Annotated in this window: 15 protein-coding genes; 9 read left to right on the forward strand and 6 right to left on the reverse strand. The window is 65.2% G+C overall.

Annotated elements, in window-relative coordinates:
- Window positions 1-29: 29 nt before the first annotated feature.
- On the forward strand, window positions 30-497 hold the full coding sequence (locus tag AAE027_RS26205) for a YbaK/EbsC family protein (protein WP_370986366.1): 468 nt from the start codon (window positions 30-32) through the stop codon (window positions 495-497).
- Between the two features lie 107 nt (window positions 498-604).
- Here the strand turns inward: AAE027_RS26205 and AAE027_RS26210 are convergent, their stop codons facing one another.
- Together AAE027_RS26210 and AAE027_RS26215 are read right to left on the reverse strand one after the other, a co-directional pair.
- Window positions 605-949, reverse strand: coding sequence for a hypothetical protein (locus AAE027_RS26210; RefSeq protein ID WP_091887079.1), 345 nt, complete (start codon window positions 947-949; stop codon window positions 605-607).
- A 95-nt stretch (window positions 950-1,044) separates the two neighbouring features.
- The gene (locus tag AAE027_RS26215) at window positions 1,045-2,031 is read right to left on the reverse strand and encodes a tripartite tricarboxylate transporter substrate binding protein (RefSeq protein WP_370986367.1); all 987 of its coding nucleotides are present in this window, start codon (window positions 2,029-2,031) and stop codon (window positions 1,045-1,047) included.
- 147 nt (window positions 2,032-2,178) lie between these two features.
- On the opposite strand from AAE027_RS26215, the gene AAE027_RS26220 reads away from it, so the two are divergent.
- The gene (locus AAE027_RS26220) at window positions 2,179-2,436 is read left to right on the forward strand and encodes a hypothetical protein (RefSeq protein WP_091886990.1); all 258 of its coding nucleotides are present in this window, start codon (window positions 2,179-2,181) and stop codon (window positions 2,434-2,436) included.
- Between the two features lie 111 nt (window positions 2,437-2,547).
- On the opposite strand, the gene AAE027_RS26225 is transcribed toward AAE027_RS26220, so the two are convergent.
- On the reverse strand, window positions 2,548-3,483 hold the full coding sequence (locus AAE027_RS26225) for a LysR family transcriptional regulator (RefSeq protein ID WP_370986368.1): 936 nt from the start codon (window positions 3,481-3,483) through the stop codon (window positions 2,548-2,550).
- Between the two features lie 119 nt (window positions 3,484-3,602).
- Between AAE027_RS26225 and AAE027_RS26230 the strand changes: the two genes are divergently transcribed.
- The 3 genes from AAE027_RS26230 to wrbA all read left to right on the forward strand — a co-directional run bounded on the left by AAE027_RS26230 (window position 3,603) and on the right by wrbA (window position 5,820).
- Window positions 3,603-4,355 carry an SDR family NAD(P)-dependent oxidoreductase gene (locus tag AAE027_RS26230; protein ID WP_370986369.1) on the forward strand — a complete coding sequence of 251 codons (753 nt, stop codon included), beginning with the start codon at window positions 3,603-3,605 and terminating at the stop codon, window positions 4,353-4,355.
- Window positions 4,356-4,395: 40 nt separating this feature from the next.
- Window positions 4,396-5,094 carry a pirin family protein gene (locus AAE027_RS26235; protein ID WP_370986370.1) on the forward strand — a complete coding sequence of 233 codons (699 nt, stop codon included), beginning with the start codon at window positions 4,396-4,398 and terminating at the stop codon, window positions 5,092-5,094.
- Window positions 5,095-5,220: 126 nt separating this feature from the next.
- Window positions 5,221-5,820, forward strand: coding sequence for an NAD(P)H:quinone oxidoreductase (wrbA, locus tag AAE027_RS26240; RefSeq protein ID WP_370986371.1), 600 nt, complete (start codon window positions 5,221-5,223; stop codon window positions 5,818-5,820).
- A 38-nt stretch (window positions 5,821-5,858) separates the two neighbouring features.
- Here the strand turns inward: wrbA and AAE027_RS26245 are convergent, their stop codons facing one another.
- A complete protein-coding gene (locus AAE027_RS26245) occupies window positions 5,859-6,992 on the reverse strand; it encodes a GNAT family N-acetyltransferase (protein ID WP_370986372.1) in 1,134 nt (377 codons plus the stop codon).
- Window positions 6,993-7,107: 115 nt separating this feature from the next.
- On the reverse strand, window positions 7,108-8,460 hold the full coding sequence (locus AAE027_RS26250; protein WP_370986373.1) for an O-antigen ligase family protein: 1,353 nt from the start codon (window positions 8,458-8,460) through the stop codon (window positions 7,108-7,110).
- 348 nt (window positions 8,461-8,808) lie between these two features.
- Between AAE027_RS26250 and AAE027_RS26255 the strand changes: the two genes are divergently transcribed.
- The gene (locus tag AAE027_RS26255; RefSeq protein WP_370986374.1) at window positions 8,809-9,795 is read left to right on the forward strand and encodes a glycosyltransferase; all 987 of its coding nucleotides are present in this window, start codon (window positions 8,809-8,811) and stop codon (window positions 9,793-9,795) included.
- A gap of 15 nt (window positions 9,796-9,810) precedes the next feature.
- Here the strand turns inward: AAE027_RS26255 and AAE027_RS26260 are convergent, their stop codons facing one another.
- On the reverse strand, window positions 9,811-10,839 hold the full coding sequence (locus AAE027_RS26260) for a glycosyltransferase family 2 protein (protein WP_370986375.1): 1,029 nt from the start codon (window positions 10,837-10,839) through the stop codon (window positions 9,811-9,813).
- Between the two features lie 396 nt (window positions 10,840-11,235).
- On the opposite strand from AAE027_RS26260, the gene AAE027_RS26265 reads away from it, so the two are divergent.
- The 3 genes from AAE027_RS26265 (at window position 11,236) to AAE027_RS26275 (ending at window position 15,493) form a co-directional block, all read left to right on the forward strand.
- The gene (locus tag AAE027_RS26265; RefSeq protein WP_370986376.1) at window positions 11,236-12,036 is read left to right on the forward strand and encodes a class I SAM-dependent methyltransferase; all 801 of its coding nucleotides are present in this window, start codon (window positions 11,236-11,238) and stop codon (window positions 12,034-12,036) included.
- Window positions 12,037-12,315: 279 nt separating this feature from the next.
- Window positions 12,316-14,697, forward strand: coding sequence for an exopolysaccharide transport family protein (locus AAE027_RS26270; protein ID WP_370986378.1), 2,382 nt, complete (start codon window positions 12,316-12,318; stop codon window positions 14,695-14,697).
- Window positions 14,690-15,493, forward strand: coding sequence for a WecB/TagA/CpsF family glycosyltransferase (locus tag AAE027_RS26275; protein WP_128939866.1), 804 nt, complete (start codon window positions 14,690-14,692; stop codon window positions 15,491-15,493). Before AAE027_RS26270 ends, AAE027_RS26275 begins: the two co-directional genes overlap by 8 nt.
- The last annotated feature ends 5 nt before the right edge of the window (window positions 15,494-15,498 follow it).

A 15,498-nucleotide genomic window follows, 5' to 3' on the forward strand; every position in this document is an offset into this window, starting at 1 on the left:
GCCCATGTGCTTGGAATGAGCTGTTTGGAATGAGCCTTCAATCCGTTCGCGATTTCTTCGCCGAGAAAGCCCCCGACATTACCGTCATCGAATCCCCGATCAGCTCTGCCACGGTGACGCTGGCGGCGGAAGCCTATGGCGTCGAGCCGGGACGCATCGCCAAGACGCTGTCGTTGCGCATCGGCGAACGCGTGATCCTGATCGTCGCTGCCGGCACCTCGCGCATGGACAACAAGAAGGTGAAGGCGCAGTTCGGGGGCAAGCCGAAAATGCTGGGACTGGAGGAGGTCGCCGAGATCACCGGCCACGAGGTCGGCGGCGTCTGTCCGTTCGGACTGAAGGCGCCGCTGCCGATCTATTGCGACGTCTCGCTGAAAGCGTTCGACGTCGTGGTGCCAGCCGCGGGCTCGACCCACAGCGCCGTGCGCATCACCCCTGACCGGATGGCCGAGCTGGTCGCGGCCGAATGGGTCGATGTCTGCGAACACCGATCCTAAGCGAGGCTAAAGCATGATCCGGAAAAGTGCGTAGCGGTTTTCCGAAAAGATCATGCTCAAACAACAACCTAAAGCGCGATGACGATTCATCCTAATCTCATCGCGCTTTAGTCATCCTCGTCATAATAGGGCCGCGGCGGAGGGGGCGGCGCGGTGTTGTAGCGCGGCGGGGGTGCGGCGCGGTTGCGCGGCACCGGCTGCTGCGGCTGGGCCTGGTTGTTCGATTGGAACACAGCACGGCAGCCGCTCGAGAGCTGCGGCGTGTTCTGCTGCAAGCAGGCCACGATACGGTTCACGTCGGGAATCTGATCGCTGCACAGACGCCACACATCAGGCGTGCAGGCCATCTGTTGTTCCATCGTGCCGCGATATTCCTGGGCGAATGCTGCGTTCTGCGCGACGATGCCGCCGATCGCGAGCGCCACACCCAGCGCAATCCGCTCTGTTCGCATGTCCCGATCCTTCCCGAATCCGTCAAAACCTCCTCAATCAATGAGGCGGGGGAAGGTTCTGGGCCAACAACAAAATGTGAGAGAGGGACGGGAACCTACTCCACCTTGCCGATCTTCTTCACCGCCGCGATCAGCCGCGCGCTGTCGGCCGCGAAGAATTGCGCGAAGGCCGGCGCATCCTGATAGGCCACGAGACTGCCCGAGGCCTCGAACGATTTGAGCACGTCCGGACTGGTCATGACCTGCGCCATCGCCTCGCGCAGACGGGTCGCGATCGGGGCCGGCAGCGCGCTTTGCGCGAACAGGCCGGCCCAGATGTACATCTCGACATCCCTGTAGCCGAGCTCCTGAAAGGTCGGCACGTCGGGGAAGCTCGCGATGCGCTGCGCGCCGCAATTGCCGAGCACGCGCAGCTTGCCGCCGTCGACCTGCGGCTTCAGCGTGCCGGGTGCGGCAGCGATCGCCTGCACGGTACCACTGAGGATCGCGGTCAGCGCGGGACCTGCCCCGCGGAACGGCACGTGCAGCAGCTTGATGCCGGCGCTGCTCGCGAACATCTCCATCGCCACGTGCAGCGTGCCGTAGGGCCCGGACGAGCCATAGGTGATCTGGCCTGGGCGCTTCTTCGCGTCCTCGACGAAATCCTGCGCCGTCTTCCACGGCGCCGAGGCCGGCACCGCGAGCAGCGTGGGATCGGCGAGCACGCGCGCGATCGGCATGAACTGCGAGACCTCGTAAGCAACTGGACGCTCGAACAGCCGGTCGGCTTCTGGGAGCACCGCGAGCGAGGACAGCGTCATCAGCAGCGTGTAGCCATCCGGCTCGGCGCGCGCCGCTGCGGCATTGCCGACCGATCCGCCGCCACCGCCGGCTCTGTTGTCGACGATCACGGGCTTGCCGAGGACCCGCTCCAGCGCCTGTGCCACCGGGCGCGCCGCGAGATCGGCCTGTCCGCCCGCCGGAAACGGCACGATCATGGTGATGTTGCGGACGGGATAGGTCTGGGCGAAGGCTTTGTCAGGTAACGCAGCGCGCAACAACGGCAGTGTAGCAGCGGCGCGAAGGACGTCGCGTCGATCCATGGCAGGTCCCTCCCCTCATTTTCTTTGTTTCGCCAGCCAGCCTAACGTCGCGATCGGCAAGAACAAGATGTTTACGAAGCATTAGCCATGTTCGGCCGAGCCCGGAACGCATGCCTGAGGCCTCCGTTGCCCTCCCAGGAGTGTGCCATGGGAAAACTCGCGACCATCGACGTTGCCTTGGACGAGATGCTGGTGAATCTCGCCGCGATCGTCTTGCGACTTTCAACGCCCGAAATGACGCGAACACCGGAAGCGCGGCGCGCACTGGCACAATCCGTCCATCAATATGCGGTTTGCGCGAAGCGTTCGAGCGACCCGCGTGTCCACGAGTTGAAGTCGCAGCTGGAAGAGACGCTGAAGCCAAGCTTGCGCATTGTCGCGATCGACGGCGTGAAGGTGTCTTAGTCTACCGTCATTGCGAGGAGCTCTTGCGACGAAGCAATCCAGAATCTCTCCGCGGAGACACTCCGGATTGCTTCGCTGCGCTCGCAATGACGAAGTTGTTGGAGCCGGTCGCTACGACGTCTTTGCTTTCCCAGGTGGCCGCCGCTTGCAGGTGCCCGGCAGCTTCGCGGCCAGGAAATCGCCGAGCGCCTCGACGCGCGCGGGACGCGGGCCGCCGGGCGGCGTCACCAGGTGCACGGCGCCTTCGGCCTGTTTCCAGTCCTTGAGGATCACTTCGACTTGGCCTGAGGAGATCGCCTCGCCGACGATGAACTCGGGAAGCTCGGCGATGCCGAGGCCTGCGATCAGCGCCGGCATCACCGCTTCGCCATTGTTGACGCGGAGCTGGCCGCCCGGGCGCACGCTGGCCTGCTCGCCGGCCGAATTGGTGTAGTGCCAGACGTTCGGCGTGGAGAGATAGGCGTAGCTGAAGCATTTGTGCTCGGCCAAATGCATCGGATGCGTCGGCCGGCCGTACTGCCTAAGATAGGACGGCGCGGCCACGGTATAGCGCGGCATGGTGAAGAGCTGCCGTGCGATCAGCGAGGAATCCGGCAGCCGCGCGATCCGCACTGCCATGTCAAATCCTTCGCCGATCAGGTCGACGGTCGCATCGCTCAGATGCAGGTCGACCGAGACTTCCGGATAGGCCTGAAAGAATTCCGGCAACAATGGCGCCACCGCCTTGATGCCGAACGTCATGGGCACGGCGAGCCGGACCAGCCCGCGCGGTGCCACCGATTGCGCCAGCGCTTCGTTCTCCGCGGCTTCGCCATCGGCCAGCAGGCGCGTCGCGCGTTCGGCGAGCTTGTGGCCGGCATCGGTCAACGCGAGCCGGCGCGAGGTGCGGTTGAACAGGCGGGCGCCGAGCCGCTCCTCCAGCCGCGTGACCGCCTTGGAGACCGTCGCCTTGGACATCGCGAGCTCGCTTGCGGCCCCCGCAAATGACCGTAATTCCACGACTTTTGCGAAAACCGCGAGCGCCTCGAAATCGGGGAGTTTTGCCATGGGCCTTGGTCCAATCGGTGTATTTAGGGAAACAATACGTTTCAACAGTTTCTATTTCTATACCACAGGCGGAGGCTTATCCAAGGGGTCATCAGACATTCAGGAACTGGAGAAATCCAATGACCAAGAAGCTCGCAGGCAAGGTTGCCCTCGTCACCGGCGGCTCGCGCGGCATCGGCGCGGCTTCGGCCCGCGCACTCGCCGATGAAGGCGCGGATGTCGCCATCAGCTATGTCGCTTCGCCCGATAAGGCGGAGGCCGTCGTCGCCGGCCTGAAGGCCCATGGCGTCAAGGCCCGCGCCTACAAGGCCGATCAGGCCTCGGCCAAGGAGGTCGATCAACTGGTCAGGAGCGTCGCCAGCGATTTCGGCCGGCTAGATATCCTCGTCAACAATGCCGGCGTCGCCGTCGGCGGGTTGATCGACGATGCCGCCACCGACACCGCCGCGCTCGCCCGCCAGGAAGACATCAACGTGCACGGCGTGATCGCCGCGATCCGCGCGGCCTCGAAGCTGATGGGCGAAGGCGGCCGCATCGTCACGATCGGTTCCGGTATTGCCACACGCGCTTCGTTCCCTGGCCTCGCCGATTACGCTGCGACCAAGGCTGCGATCGTCGGCTACTCCAAGGGCGCTTCGCGCGACCTCGGACCGCGCGGCATCACGGTCAACGTGCTGCAGCCGGGCTCAATCAACACGGACATGAACCCCGACGACGATCGTGAATTCGCCGACGCGCAGCGCAAGCAGCACGCACTGCAACGCTTCGGGACCGCGGAAGAAATCGCCGCCGGCGTCGTCTTCCTCGCAAGCCCGGAGGCCTCCTTCGTCACCGGCACCGTGCTCAATGTCGACGGCGGGTTCGGCGCCTGATCCGAACCGCCACCCCCGTTCAAGTCAAGGAATTACGCAAATGATCGAACTCAGACCTTTCGCAAAGCTCGGCGGCGCCGATCACGGCTGGCTCAAGGCCAAGCACCATTTCTCCTTCGCCAGCCATTATGACCCAAACAACATGGGGCACGGTGCGCTGCGGGTGTGGAATGACGACGAGATCGCGCCGAACACCGGCTTTCCCGCCCATCCCCACGCCAACATGGAGATCATCACCTATGTGCGCGAGGGCGCGATCACCCATCAGGACAGCCTCGGCAACGAGGGACGCACCGAGGCGGGCGACGTGCAGGTGATGAGCGCCGGCAGCGGCATCCGCCACTCCGAGTACAATCTCGAGCCGACCAGGACGCGGATCTTCCAGATCTGGATCGAGCCGACCTCACGCGGCGGTCAGCCGACCTGGGGCTCGAAACCGTTCCCCAAGGCGGGCCGCTCCGGCAAGCTCGTCACCATCGCGAGCGGCTTCGAAGACGATGCGGACGCGCTGCCGATCCGCGCCGATGCGCGGGTGCTCGCCACCACGATGAAGGCCGGCGAGAGCGCGGAATACCAGCCGCAGAAATCACGGCACCTCTACCTCGTGCCCGCGGCAGGTTCAGTCGAGATCAACGGCGTGCGCGTCAACGCCCGCGATGGCGCCGCGATCCGCGACGAGGACAGCTTGAAGATCACCGCTCTGGAAGATTCGGAGCTCGTGCTCGTCGATGCGGCGTAAACGCCGACCCCACACAGCAACTCGTCATGCCGGGCCTACGCCACGCCGAAGAGGCTTCGGCCTCGCAGGCGGGGCAAGCCCGGAAACGAACAAACAACTCACCTCGTCATCCAACGGAGACCACCGATGACCAAAGTTCTCGTCCTCTATTATTCCGCCTATGGCCACATCGAAGCGATGGCCAATGCCGTCGCCGAAGGCGCGCGCGAGGCCGGCGCCACTGTCGATATCAAGCGCGTGCCGGAGCTGGTGCCGGCCGAGGTCGCAAAAGCCTCCCATTACAAGCTCGATCAGGCTGCCCCCATCGCCAAGATCGAAGACCTCGTCAATTACGACGCGATCATCGTCGGCACCGGCACCCGCTTTGGCCGCATTGCCTCGCAGATGGCCAACTTCCTCGACCAGGCCGGCGGGCTCTGGGCCAAGGGCGCGCTGCACGGCAAGGTCGGCGGCGCGTTCACCTCAAGCGCGACCCAGCACGGTGGGCAGGAGACGACGCTGTTCTCGATCATCACCAACCTGCTGCATTTCGGCATGGTCGTCGTCGGCATGAACTATGGCTTCGCCGGCCAGATGAAGCTCGACGAGGTCACCGGCGGCGCGCCCTACGGCGCCACCACCATCACCGGCGGCGACGGCAGCCGCCAGCCCAGTGCCAACGAGCTCGCCGGCGCGCGCTATCAGGGACGCCAGATTGCGGAGACCGCGAAAAAGCTGCACGGCTGATGCGATCGCGGGCGGCATTCTCGTTCGGGAATGCCGCTTCAGCGTGTCCCCTTGCCCATCGCCCGTGCCGCAAAGGCGGCGAGCCTGGGGTGGCGGCGCAGGCCCTGCGCGGCATGGTCACGCCATGCATACGGCAAACCGCGCCACGACAGGGCGACGCTGACATCGGTCAGCGGGTCCTTCTGAGCGCCGAAGCGGCGCTTGTAGTCCTGGTTGCCGATGCTGAGATCGAAACGGCGCACGCCCCGTGCATGCAGCGCCGCGATGGTGCGCTCGGTGACGAGCAGCCCCGGCGAGCAGCTCGACCATGATTCGCCGGCGTGACTGATGCGCAGCAGGTAGTAAGTCGCGCCTTGCCTGACGCCGAGCGAGGTGGCGACGACGCCGTCGTCGCAGACCAGCGCCGAGACGACGGCGTAGCCTTCCGCGACGCCTTGGCGGGCGACCTCGCGATAGAACCGCGCATGGGTCTCGTCGTTGAGCACAAATGGCGAGCCGAGCTTTCGCATGCGCGCCTGCTGCTGGAGATCCATCACGTCCAGCAGTTCATGCGCGCGGGCGACATCCGTGGCGATTTCGAACCGCGCGCCGGCATGACGGCTGAAGACGCGCCAGCAGCGCGGCATCTGCATGCGCTTGATCGAGGCCTGGTAATCTTCATAGTCGTCGCCCATCAGCACGAGATTGCCGTTGAGCGAGGAGGATCCGATCCGGCCGAGCGACACCAGCGGATTCGGCTTGCCGCCGATTTGGGCCGGCATCTTCCTCAGGCGCAGCAGATCGAAGCCGTCGGGCAAGGCGCGCAGCGCGTCGATCAAGGCCTTGCCGATGCCATCGGTCGCATCCGCGTCAAGCGACAGGATCGGCGCGTTGTTGTCGGAGACGCCGAGATCGGCGAATTCGACCACGCGGATGCCGCGCCTGAGATGGCTGATCATCGGCACAAGTGCGATGTCCTTGCCGGTGGCGGCATCGGAAATCACGGCGATCAGCGGTGCGAGGTCGTGAAACGCCTCATACCAGGCGCCGAGCCAGCAGCCGTGCTGGAACGCGGTGCGATGGCCTGCGCTCAGACGCAATGTGGCCCGCCGCCAGTCACGCACGAAATCGACCGCGATCCCCGACGTGCTGGACGCCCGACCTGCTGATTGCTCGACGCTGAGGAACGTCATCCGCGGGACATACGACTGTGTGTTTCCAGATAGATTATGTTTTGTCGCAACCACAAGTAACGTCGCTGCTTATCGTTAAGCGATGCCACTCGAGCCGCTCCGCTGCGACAAGGTGTCAGTGCTCAGGTTCCACCTGCCCGACGCACTGGAACCTGGCCAGGAAGTGCAGGCCGGCCACCGCGAGGACGAACATGAACCAGATCGGGCTCTGTCGTTCGAGCAGGAAGGTCTCGGTGACTCCGTAATACAAACCGAACAGCCATACGGTGAGGAACAGCTTTGCCAGCGCGCTACTACGATTGTGCGCCTGGGCTGACTGGAAATTGCCGAGCGGCGCCAGCACGAAGACGAGGATCACGAGCAGCAGCCCCGGCAGGCCGATGGTGACCGCGAGATCGAGATAGCTGTTGTGGCTGTGTGCCGCAGTCGTCGCCCATTCGGCGCCTTGGGCGGTCTGCCGCTCGGTCACGTCGTCCCAGAAGGCCGCATAGCCGTGACCGATGATCGGCTTCTCGGCGACGGCTGCGAGCGCGAATTCCCAGATCGCGGAGCGGCCGGTGAAGGTGGGATCGAGCGGAAGCAGCCGCGTCATGGCGCCGAGCGCCGGACTCAAGACGCTGCCGACCGTCAGCAGGTTCATCACGATCAGCGGCACGAAGCAGATGATCCGCTTCAGCCACAGGCTCCGCGTGACGTAGACCAGCGACGCCAGCGCGTAGATCGCGAGGCACAGCACCGAGGACGTCTTACCGCCGGTGAAGATCAGGAAGATGCCCGCCAGCGCGGCGATCGCCGGGCCCATCACGAACGAGCCGACCGCGCAAAGGTAGATGCCGACATAGACCAGGATGGTCATCACGGGCGAGGCGACGTTCTTGTGACCGAAGCTGCCGCGCCAGTCGCCGGCGAGCTGCGGCTCGGTGATGTCGAGCGCGGTGTGGATCGAATATTGAGGCGCGAGGAAGACGCCGAGATAGCACAGCACGAGCAGCGCGAGCGCGGCACCGCCGAGGCACAGGTTGAAGCTGCGCTGCGTCGGCGGCAATAGCGGCAGGAGCACGGCGAGCGACGTCACGCTCGCCGCGAGCACGAAGCGCTGGAGCGAAACGCCGCGGCTCTCGGAGAAGGCGATGTTGATCAGCAGCCAACCGATGAGACAGAGATGCAGCGGGGTCACCAGGGTCTTCAGCGAGAGACCGTCGGTGGCGGCGGCGAGCAGCACCGCGACCATAGCCAAGAGGCCGAAAGAGACGTAGGTCAGCGCCATTCGTCCGCCCACGACGGTGCCGACATCGGGGCTGCGCAGGTCCGGAAAGGGATCGAGCGTGACCAGCACCAGCAGCAAAGCCGCGACGGCGACCAGGCAGCGCGCCGCCTGCACGGCGTTCAGCCCCGCGAGCCCGTCGCGCAGGACGTGGCCGAACGATCGGCGCTCGACGTCAGTCATGTCAGCGGCGCTGCGATCCAAGCTGCGATTCATGGCTCAAGGCAGGTGACGAAGCCGAAGGAAGGTCAAAGCGACATTCAAGGGAAGCTGAAGACCTTAACCAATCCCCGTTAACCGCCCGTCAACCAGCATGCAGGCGATGGCAGGCATCTTCTGCAACACGGCAGCCCTGCCGCACTCCTTGCGAATTGCCACAAGCTCAATGCCGGCGGCTTAACGCTAATCCACGAAACCGGCACCACCCAGGCCTTCCGCGCAATGATTTGGCCGTAATGCGGGTATCATCCGCAGCGGCCGAGGCTGCGATCGTTGACGTTGCCAGCTCGGCGGATGCGCCTGGTTAACGGATCATTAAAGACGAGCCGCAGCTTGATCACCGCCGACGACGTTCTCGAATTGCCGGCTGCCTCACGCGTGATGCCGGCGGCGCGCCCGCCGCTGCCGGTGCACCCGGGCGCGTCGGTCTCCGTCGTGATTCCCGCCAAAAATGCCGCGGCCTATGTCCGTGAAACCATCGCGAGCGCGCTCGCGCAAGGCGATGTCACCGAAGTGATCGTCGTGGACGACGGCTCGACCGACGGCACCATGGCGATCGTCCGCGCCATGCGTGATCCACGGCTGCGTCTGATCCGCAACGACTCCGCCGGCGTGTCGGCCGCGCGCAATCTCGGCGCGCGGCAGGCGATCGGGGATTGGCTGCTCTTCCTCGATGCCGACGACCGCCTGCGTCCCGATGCAGTGGCGGCACTGCTGGCGGCAGCGCGCGGCGCTCCGCGCGCGGTTCTCGTCTATGGCGACTACAACACGATCGATAGCGAGGGACGGCAGATCGGCCGGCGCGATCTGCTGAAGGCACGCCGCAAGCCGGCCGGCGATGTGCTGACGCGGCTCGCGGCCGGCAACTTCATCGTCAATGGCGGCATCGTGCTCACCCGTGCGGAGGCCTTCCGCGCCATCGGCGGCTTCGACGTCTCCCTCAGATATTGCGAGGATTGGCATTGCTGGTGCCGTCTTGCCGCGATCGGCGAGTTCGAATTCGCACCAAAGCTCCTGCTCGACTATCGCCTGCACACGGCCAACACGATGAACGCGGCGGTGCGGACGCCGCAGGACTTCTTCCCGGCGGTCGCGCGCGTCTTCGACGACGGGCTGATCCTGGCGAGATTGCCCGAAGGCGCGGCCGGCGCACTGCGCCGGGCCGCCGAGATTCATCTCGTCACCTATTCGGCGATGCAGGCGGTCCGCTTCGGCAGATATCGCGAAGCTTTCGCCTATCTCGGGATGGTGGGCCGGAGGTCGCTCAAATCGCTGCCGCGCTCCGCGCTCCGGGTCGCCCTCGCCCGTTTTGGCATCTAACCCGCGACCAGGGCGTCAGGACACGATCTTCGAGGCTTCATAGGGCTTCGGCTCGATGCCGAACGCCGCGAGCACGGAGCCGAGCGCGACCATCACGGGATGCATCGCGACAACGGTCTTCGACGACGTCAGCAGACTGGCGGCCCGCACCAGCGACAACGGCAGCCGTCCAACCATCTGCGCAAACACCAGCATGCGCGCCGCTACACTCTGCGCAGCCTTGGACTGCACACGATAATTGATCGCGCCGATGCGCAGGCCTCGTTTTGCGATCCAACCGAGACTGGTTCGGCTTTGCGGCACGGTCTCGGTGATGACCGCCTCCGCCGTCCAGTGGAATGTCATGCCGGCATCGCGGCACCGCACGAAGAAATCGCAGTCGCCGCCGCCGAGGAAATTGAAACGCAGATCGAAGGCCGGTCGCTCGAACCGCTCGAACACCGCGCGCGTGATCAGACAATTGCCGCAGCCATAGATTAGCGGCACCGCGCCGCTGTAATCATAGGCAGGACAGAAGGCGGGATGACGCGACAGCCAGGGCTGGCTGTCGTCGTCGAAGACCGGCACCACCGGCCCGCCGACCACGTCGGCGCCGGTCGCCTCCGCGGTGCGAACCATCAGCTCGAGCCAATCGGGCGAGGCGATCTCGTCGTCGTCGATCATCAGGAAGTGGGTCGCGGCGGGAAACAGCGCCTGCGCCGTCTCGAACGCGGCGTTGATCGCCTGGCAGTTACCCTGCCGCTTCTCGACGAGGCAGACGCCCTGGAGCCTGCCGCCAGCGAGATACTCCGCGGCGATCGGCGCGCTCTCGCGCCGCGCAGCATCGTTCTCGACCATGACGACGGCAAAGGAGCGGGGGGTGCGCTGGCTCACCAGCGAGTCCAGCGTCCGCCGCAGATGCTGCGGACGGCGGAAGCAGGGAATGCAGACGACGATGCCGACCGACAGGTCGATGACGCGGGAGCTTGCCACGATCTCCCGGTTGGGATCGCACACGACGTCCGCGATGCGCGTGGCGGACAGGTCTGTCGGGATCAATGTCATGACGTCCTAGATGTCCGAGATATATTGAAAAAGCCCTGCTTCGATCGCGCGGATAGGCCCCGTCCCGCGACGGCACATCGCCGCGGCACAGATGCGTCCCAATATGAACGACGGGCGCAGGACGCATGCCGGCGACCTCCAACCATCTCGGCACAACGCCATGCACTTAACCGCGTTCGCGTGTTTCTGCTGCGAAACCTCGCGCGCGTGATAGTGCAATTCGCGGTCCACTGCACCGACAACGCCGCAACATGAACAATGCCGTAGTTAACGCCCATGCGCATTAACCCGACCGTAAGCACTGCGACCAGTGAGGTGGCACGGCATCAGTTTTGCTCTTCGGGCGAGCGAGTTTTTTCCTGTAAATTTGAATAGAACAAGCGCAGTCAGAAAATCATGAACAAGCCAGCCACGATCGATTTCGCGACAGCCACGGCAATCAATGTCTCCGCGGCCACTCCACCCACCCAGGCGCTGCACGATCTGATCCCCGGCGAAGCCCGCGACAGCCTGCTCGCCGTTCATGACGTGCTGCGCCGCGAGCTGCCGCAGGGCCGGCTCGCCATCTATGAAGCAGGCGGCGGCTCGTGCAGCGTTCTACCGCCGGAATTGCCGAGCCGCAGCCACGTCACCGTCGTCGACATCGACGAGGATCAGGTCCGCAACAATACCTACGCGGACGAGGCGATCCTCGGTGACGTCCAGACCTACCGTTTCGGGCAAGAGAGCTTCGATCTCGTGATCTGCTACAACGTGATCGAGCACCTTCCCCACGTCGAAGCTGCACTGCTGAATTTTCGCGACGCGCTCAAGCGCGGCGGAATGATCCTGATCGGCGCGCCCAATCCGCGCTCGCTGTCGGGCGTGGTCACCAAATACTCGCCGCACTGGTTTCACGTCTGGTTCTACCGGAACATCCGCGGCATCAAGGATGCCGGCCTGCCCGGCGAGCCGCCGTTCCCGACGTTCTTCCATCCTCTGGTGACATTGCCGAAACTCGAAGCATTCGCTTCCGCCAACGGTCTCGAGATGATCTATCGTCGTGAAGTCGAGAGCCCGCGCTATCCCGAGATGCGTCGGCGCAAGCCGCTGTTTGCGGCCCTGGTCGACGCCGGCGCCGCGGTGCTGAACGCGGTGCTGCCGCGCGGCACCGATGTCCGTCGCGGCGACTATCACGTCATCCTGCGGAAGAGCTGACCGCCATGCGCGCGCAGCGGATCGCACGACAAGCGAAGCTTCGCGGCCACGCTGCGCGCGGTAACGAACCGTTAATCTCTGGGGGACCTCAGCGTCACGGCGACACGCCGAAGAGCGGAATGCGCTTAAACGCTTTGTTTGCCATTTCGGTGAATAGTCCCTCAATGAGTATGGTTAATTTTCCCTGTTGCGTTGATTGGGCCCCCATATCCCGGGTGCGTGGCGTAAAGCGAAGAGTAACCCCTCAGCCCGCGGCAGTTGGAATGAAAGCTGGGGATCATGCTTGACTATAACCAGCCGATTGATCGGGCCAGACCGGAGGCCCCGCAACGAAAGCCTCAGGATGGCTTCAGTGTGCTGGAGCTCGCCAATCTGCTCTGGCGGCGAAAGGTCGCGATTGCCGCGGCCGCCCTGCTCGGCGCGACGCTTGCGGTCACCATCGGCAAGAGCCTGACGCCCCGCTACACCGCCACCGCCCAGCTCTATGTCGACCCGCGCGAGCTTCAGCTCGTCGATCGCGAGCTCACGCCGCGCGCGCAGGACGTCTCCGGCATGTCCATGGTGGTGGAGAGCCAGGCGCGCCTGATCACCTCCAATAGCGTGCTGCTCCAGGTCATCCAGCAGGCCGGTCTCGACAAGGATCCGGAATTCGGCGGCGGCGAGGGCACGAGCCTGATGTCGTCACTGCTTGGCCTGATTGGCCTTCAGCCCCGCGCCCCCTCCGCCGCGGAAAAGAAGGAAGTGCAGCTCGCGGCGCTCGACGCGCTGAACAAGCACATCACGATTCGCAAGACCGAAAAGAGCTTCATCGTCGACATCGAGGTCTGGTCGACGGATCCCGCGAAAGCGGCGATGCTCGCCAACACGCTGACCAATGCCTACCTTGCGGAATCCCGCAACTCGCAGGCCTCGGCCGCTCGGCGCGCCACCAGTGATCTCTCCAGCCGGTTGAAGGAGCTGCGCGAGCGGCTGCGCAACGCCGAAACTGCGCTTGCCACCTACAAGGCCCAGAACAATTTCGTCGGCACCCAGGACACGCTGATCAGCGACCAACAGCTCTCCGCCAGCAACCAGCGGCTGGCCGCGGCCCGCGCGGCGACGATGGATGCGCAGGCGCGGCTCGACCAGATCGAGGCGAGCCGGCGCACGGCCGCGGATGCGGGCGCGATCCCCGAGGCGCTGCAATCGCCGACGATTGCGAACCTGCGCGCGCAATATGCGGACGCCCGCAAGAAATATGCGGAGCAGGCCGGCGAGCTCGGCCCGCGCCACCCGGCGCTGCGCCAGACCGAGAAGCAGGTCGAGGATCTCAAGCGCACCATCAACGAGGAAATCGACCGCTTCGCCCAGTCCGCCAAGAACGACCTGACGCGTGCCCGCGACTTCGAAGCCTCGCTCAACCGGGCGCTGGAAGCGCAGAAGCGGCAGAGCGTCCAGCTCAGCCAGGCCGCAGTCCGACTGCGCGAGCTCGAGCGCGAGGCCGACGCCAGCCGCGACGTCTATCAATCCTTCCTCAAGCGTTCGCGCGAGACCGAGGAGCAGGAGAGCCTGAATACGTCCGCGGCCCGCGTCATCGGCGAAGCGACGGTGCCGCAGCGGCGCTCGTTCCCGCCGGCGATGAGCCTGTTCGCCATGATCGGCCTGATCTTCGGCGCGGTCACAGCGTCAAGCTGGTTCGCTGCTGCCGAGCTCCTGTTCGCCGGTGCGACCGCGCCAGCGCCGACGCCTGCCCGTCCACAGCGCACGCCTGCGCCGGATGCAACGCGAGCTCCGCAGCGCGCGCGGGCTGCAGAGGCCTCGGAGGCTTCGCCGCCCCAGCAGGCCTCGCCAGCTCCGGAAGTTGAACAAGCTCCGCCGGAACTTGCCGCACCTCCGTTACAGCCTTCGATGATCGAGAAGCCCTTGATCGAAAAGCCGCTGATCGCACGCCTCCAGGAGGCCGACGTCATTCACACGCTCGGCGCCATTCTCGCAACGGGCGGCGGCGTCGATCTCACCCGGCTGGGCTGGCCGACCCTGCGTCCCGGCTTCCCCCTGACCACGCTGCTCAATGCCTGGCGCGACATGCGCGCTGCGGTGGCCCGGCGGGCCGATGGCAAGGCGATGCCTGTCATCGCGCTCGTCGGCACTGGCGAGACCACCGGTCGCAGCGTGACCGCGCTGAATTTCGCGCTGGCGGCCGCGCGCGACGGCGCCCGTGTGCTGATGATCGATGCCGATCATCAGGCACGCTCGCTCTCGAACAAGCTCAACCGTCGCGGCAAGAGCGAACCGAGCCGGCTCGGCTGGCTCTCGATCGGCAGCAAGGACGCCCGCGAGATCAAGACGGTCAACGGCATCTCGGTGCTGCCGGCCGCAGAGGGCGATGTCGGCAAAACGGCTGAGGCCATCCGCAAAGCGATTGCACAGGCGCGCGCCGCGGGCGGCTATGATCTCGTGATCCTCGACGGCCCCGCTGTGCCGCTCTCGGCCGGCGGCCGCAAGCTGCTGGACGAAACCGACGCGCTGGTGGCGGTGCTGCCGACCAGCCTCGACATCAACGACAGCCTGGAAGAGATCTTGACCGCGCTCGGCCGCGCCGAGCGCAAGCTCGTCGGCGTCGTGCTCGACGAGCTCACTCCCGCAGCCCAAACGCGCCAGCGAGGCAGACAATATGCTTGAGCGCCGCGTCAACCTCGATGGACGGGCGGCAACTGCCGAGGTGCCGCGGATCACCGTCGGCGGCCTTCGCATGGCCGCGATCGACCTGGAAGAAACCGCCGATTTCATGATCGAGGCGACCGATCCTGACAATCGCATCGGCCGTCCGCTGTTCCTGACCTCGGCCAATGGCGAGGTGCTGGCGCGCTGCTCGACGGAACCGCAGACCGAGCGCCTGTTCCGCGCCGCCGACCTGATCAACGCCGACGGCCAGCCGCTGGTCGCGGCTTCGAAGCTGCAATCCTGGTTTCCACTGCCGGAGCGCGTTGCGACCACGGACCTGTTCCACGTCGTCGCGCGCAAGGCGGAAGCGGTTGGCCGCACCTTCTACATGTTCGGCGCCAGCGAAGCCGAAAACATCGCTGCGGTCGAGAACGTCCAGAAGATGTATCCGAACCTCAAGATCGTCGGGCGCAGCCACGGCTATCTGCGCGGCGAGGCGCTGCGCGCGAAGGTCGAGGAAATCAACGCGCTTGCGCCGGATTATCTGTGGATCGCGCTCGGCGTGCCCAACGAGCAGGCATTCGTGGAGGAATTCACTCCGCATCTCACCAATGTTGGCGTTATCAAGACATCCGGCGGCCTGTTCAACTTTTTGTCGGGCAGCCGTTCCCGCGCGCCGCAATGGATGCAGAAGATCGGACTCGAATGGGCCTGGCGCACCTGGCTCGAGCCGCGCCGCCTGCTCTGGCGCTATTTGACCACCAACCCCCGCGCGCTCTATCTTCTCTTCAGCCGCCACCGATCCCTCCGCTAAGAGAA

Origin of the sequence: Bradyrhizobium sp. DN3, from assembly GCF_041357655.1 — a bacterium.
In the GTDB taxonomy this organism is placed as follows: domain Bacteria; phylum Pseudomonadota; class Alphaproteobacteria; order Rhizobiales; family Xanthobacteraceae; genus Bradyrhizobium.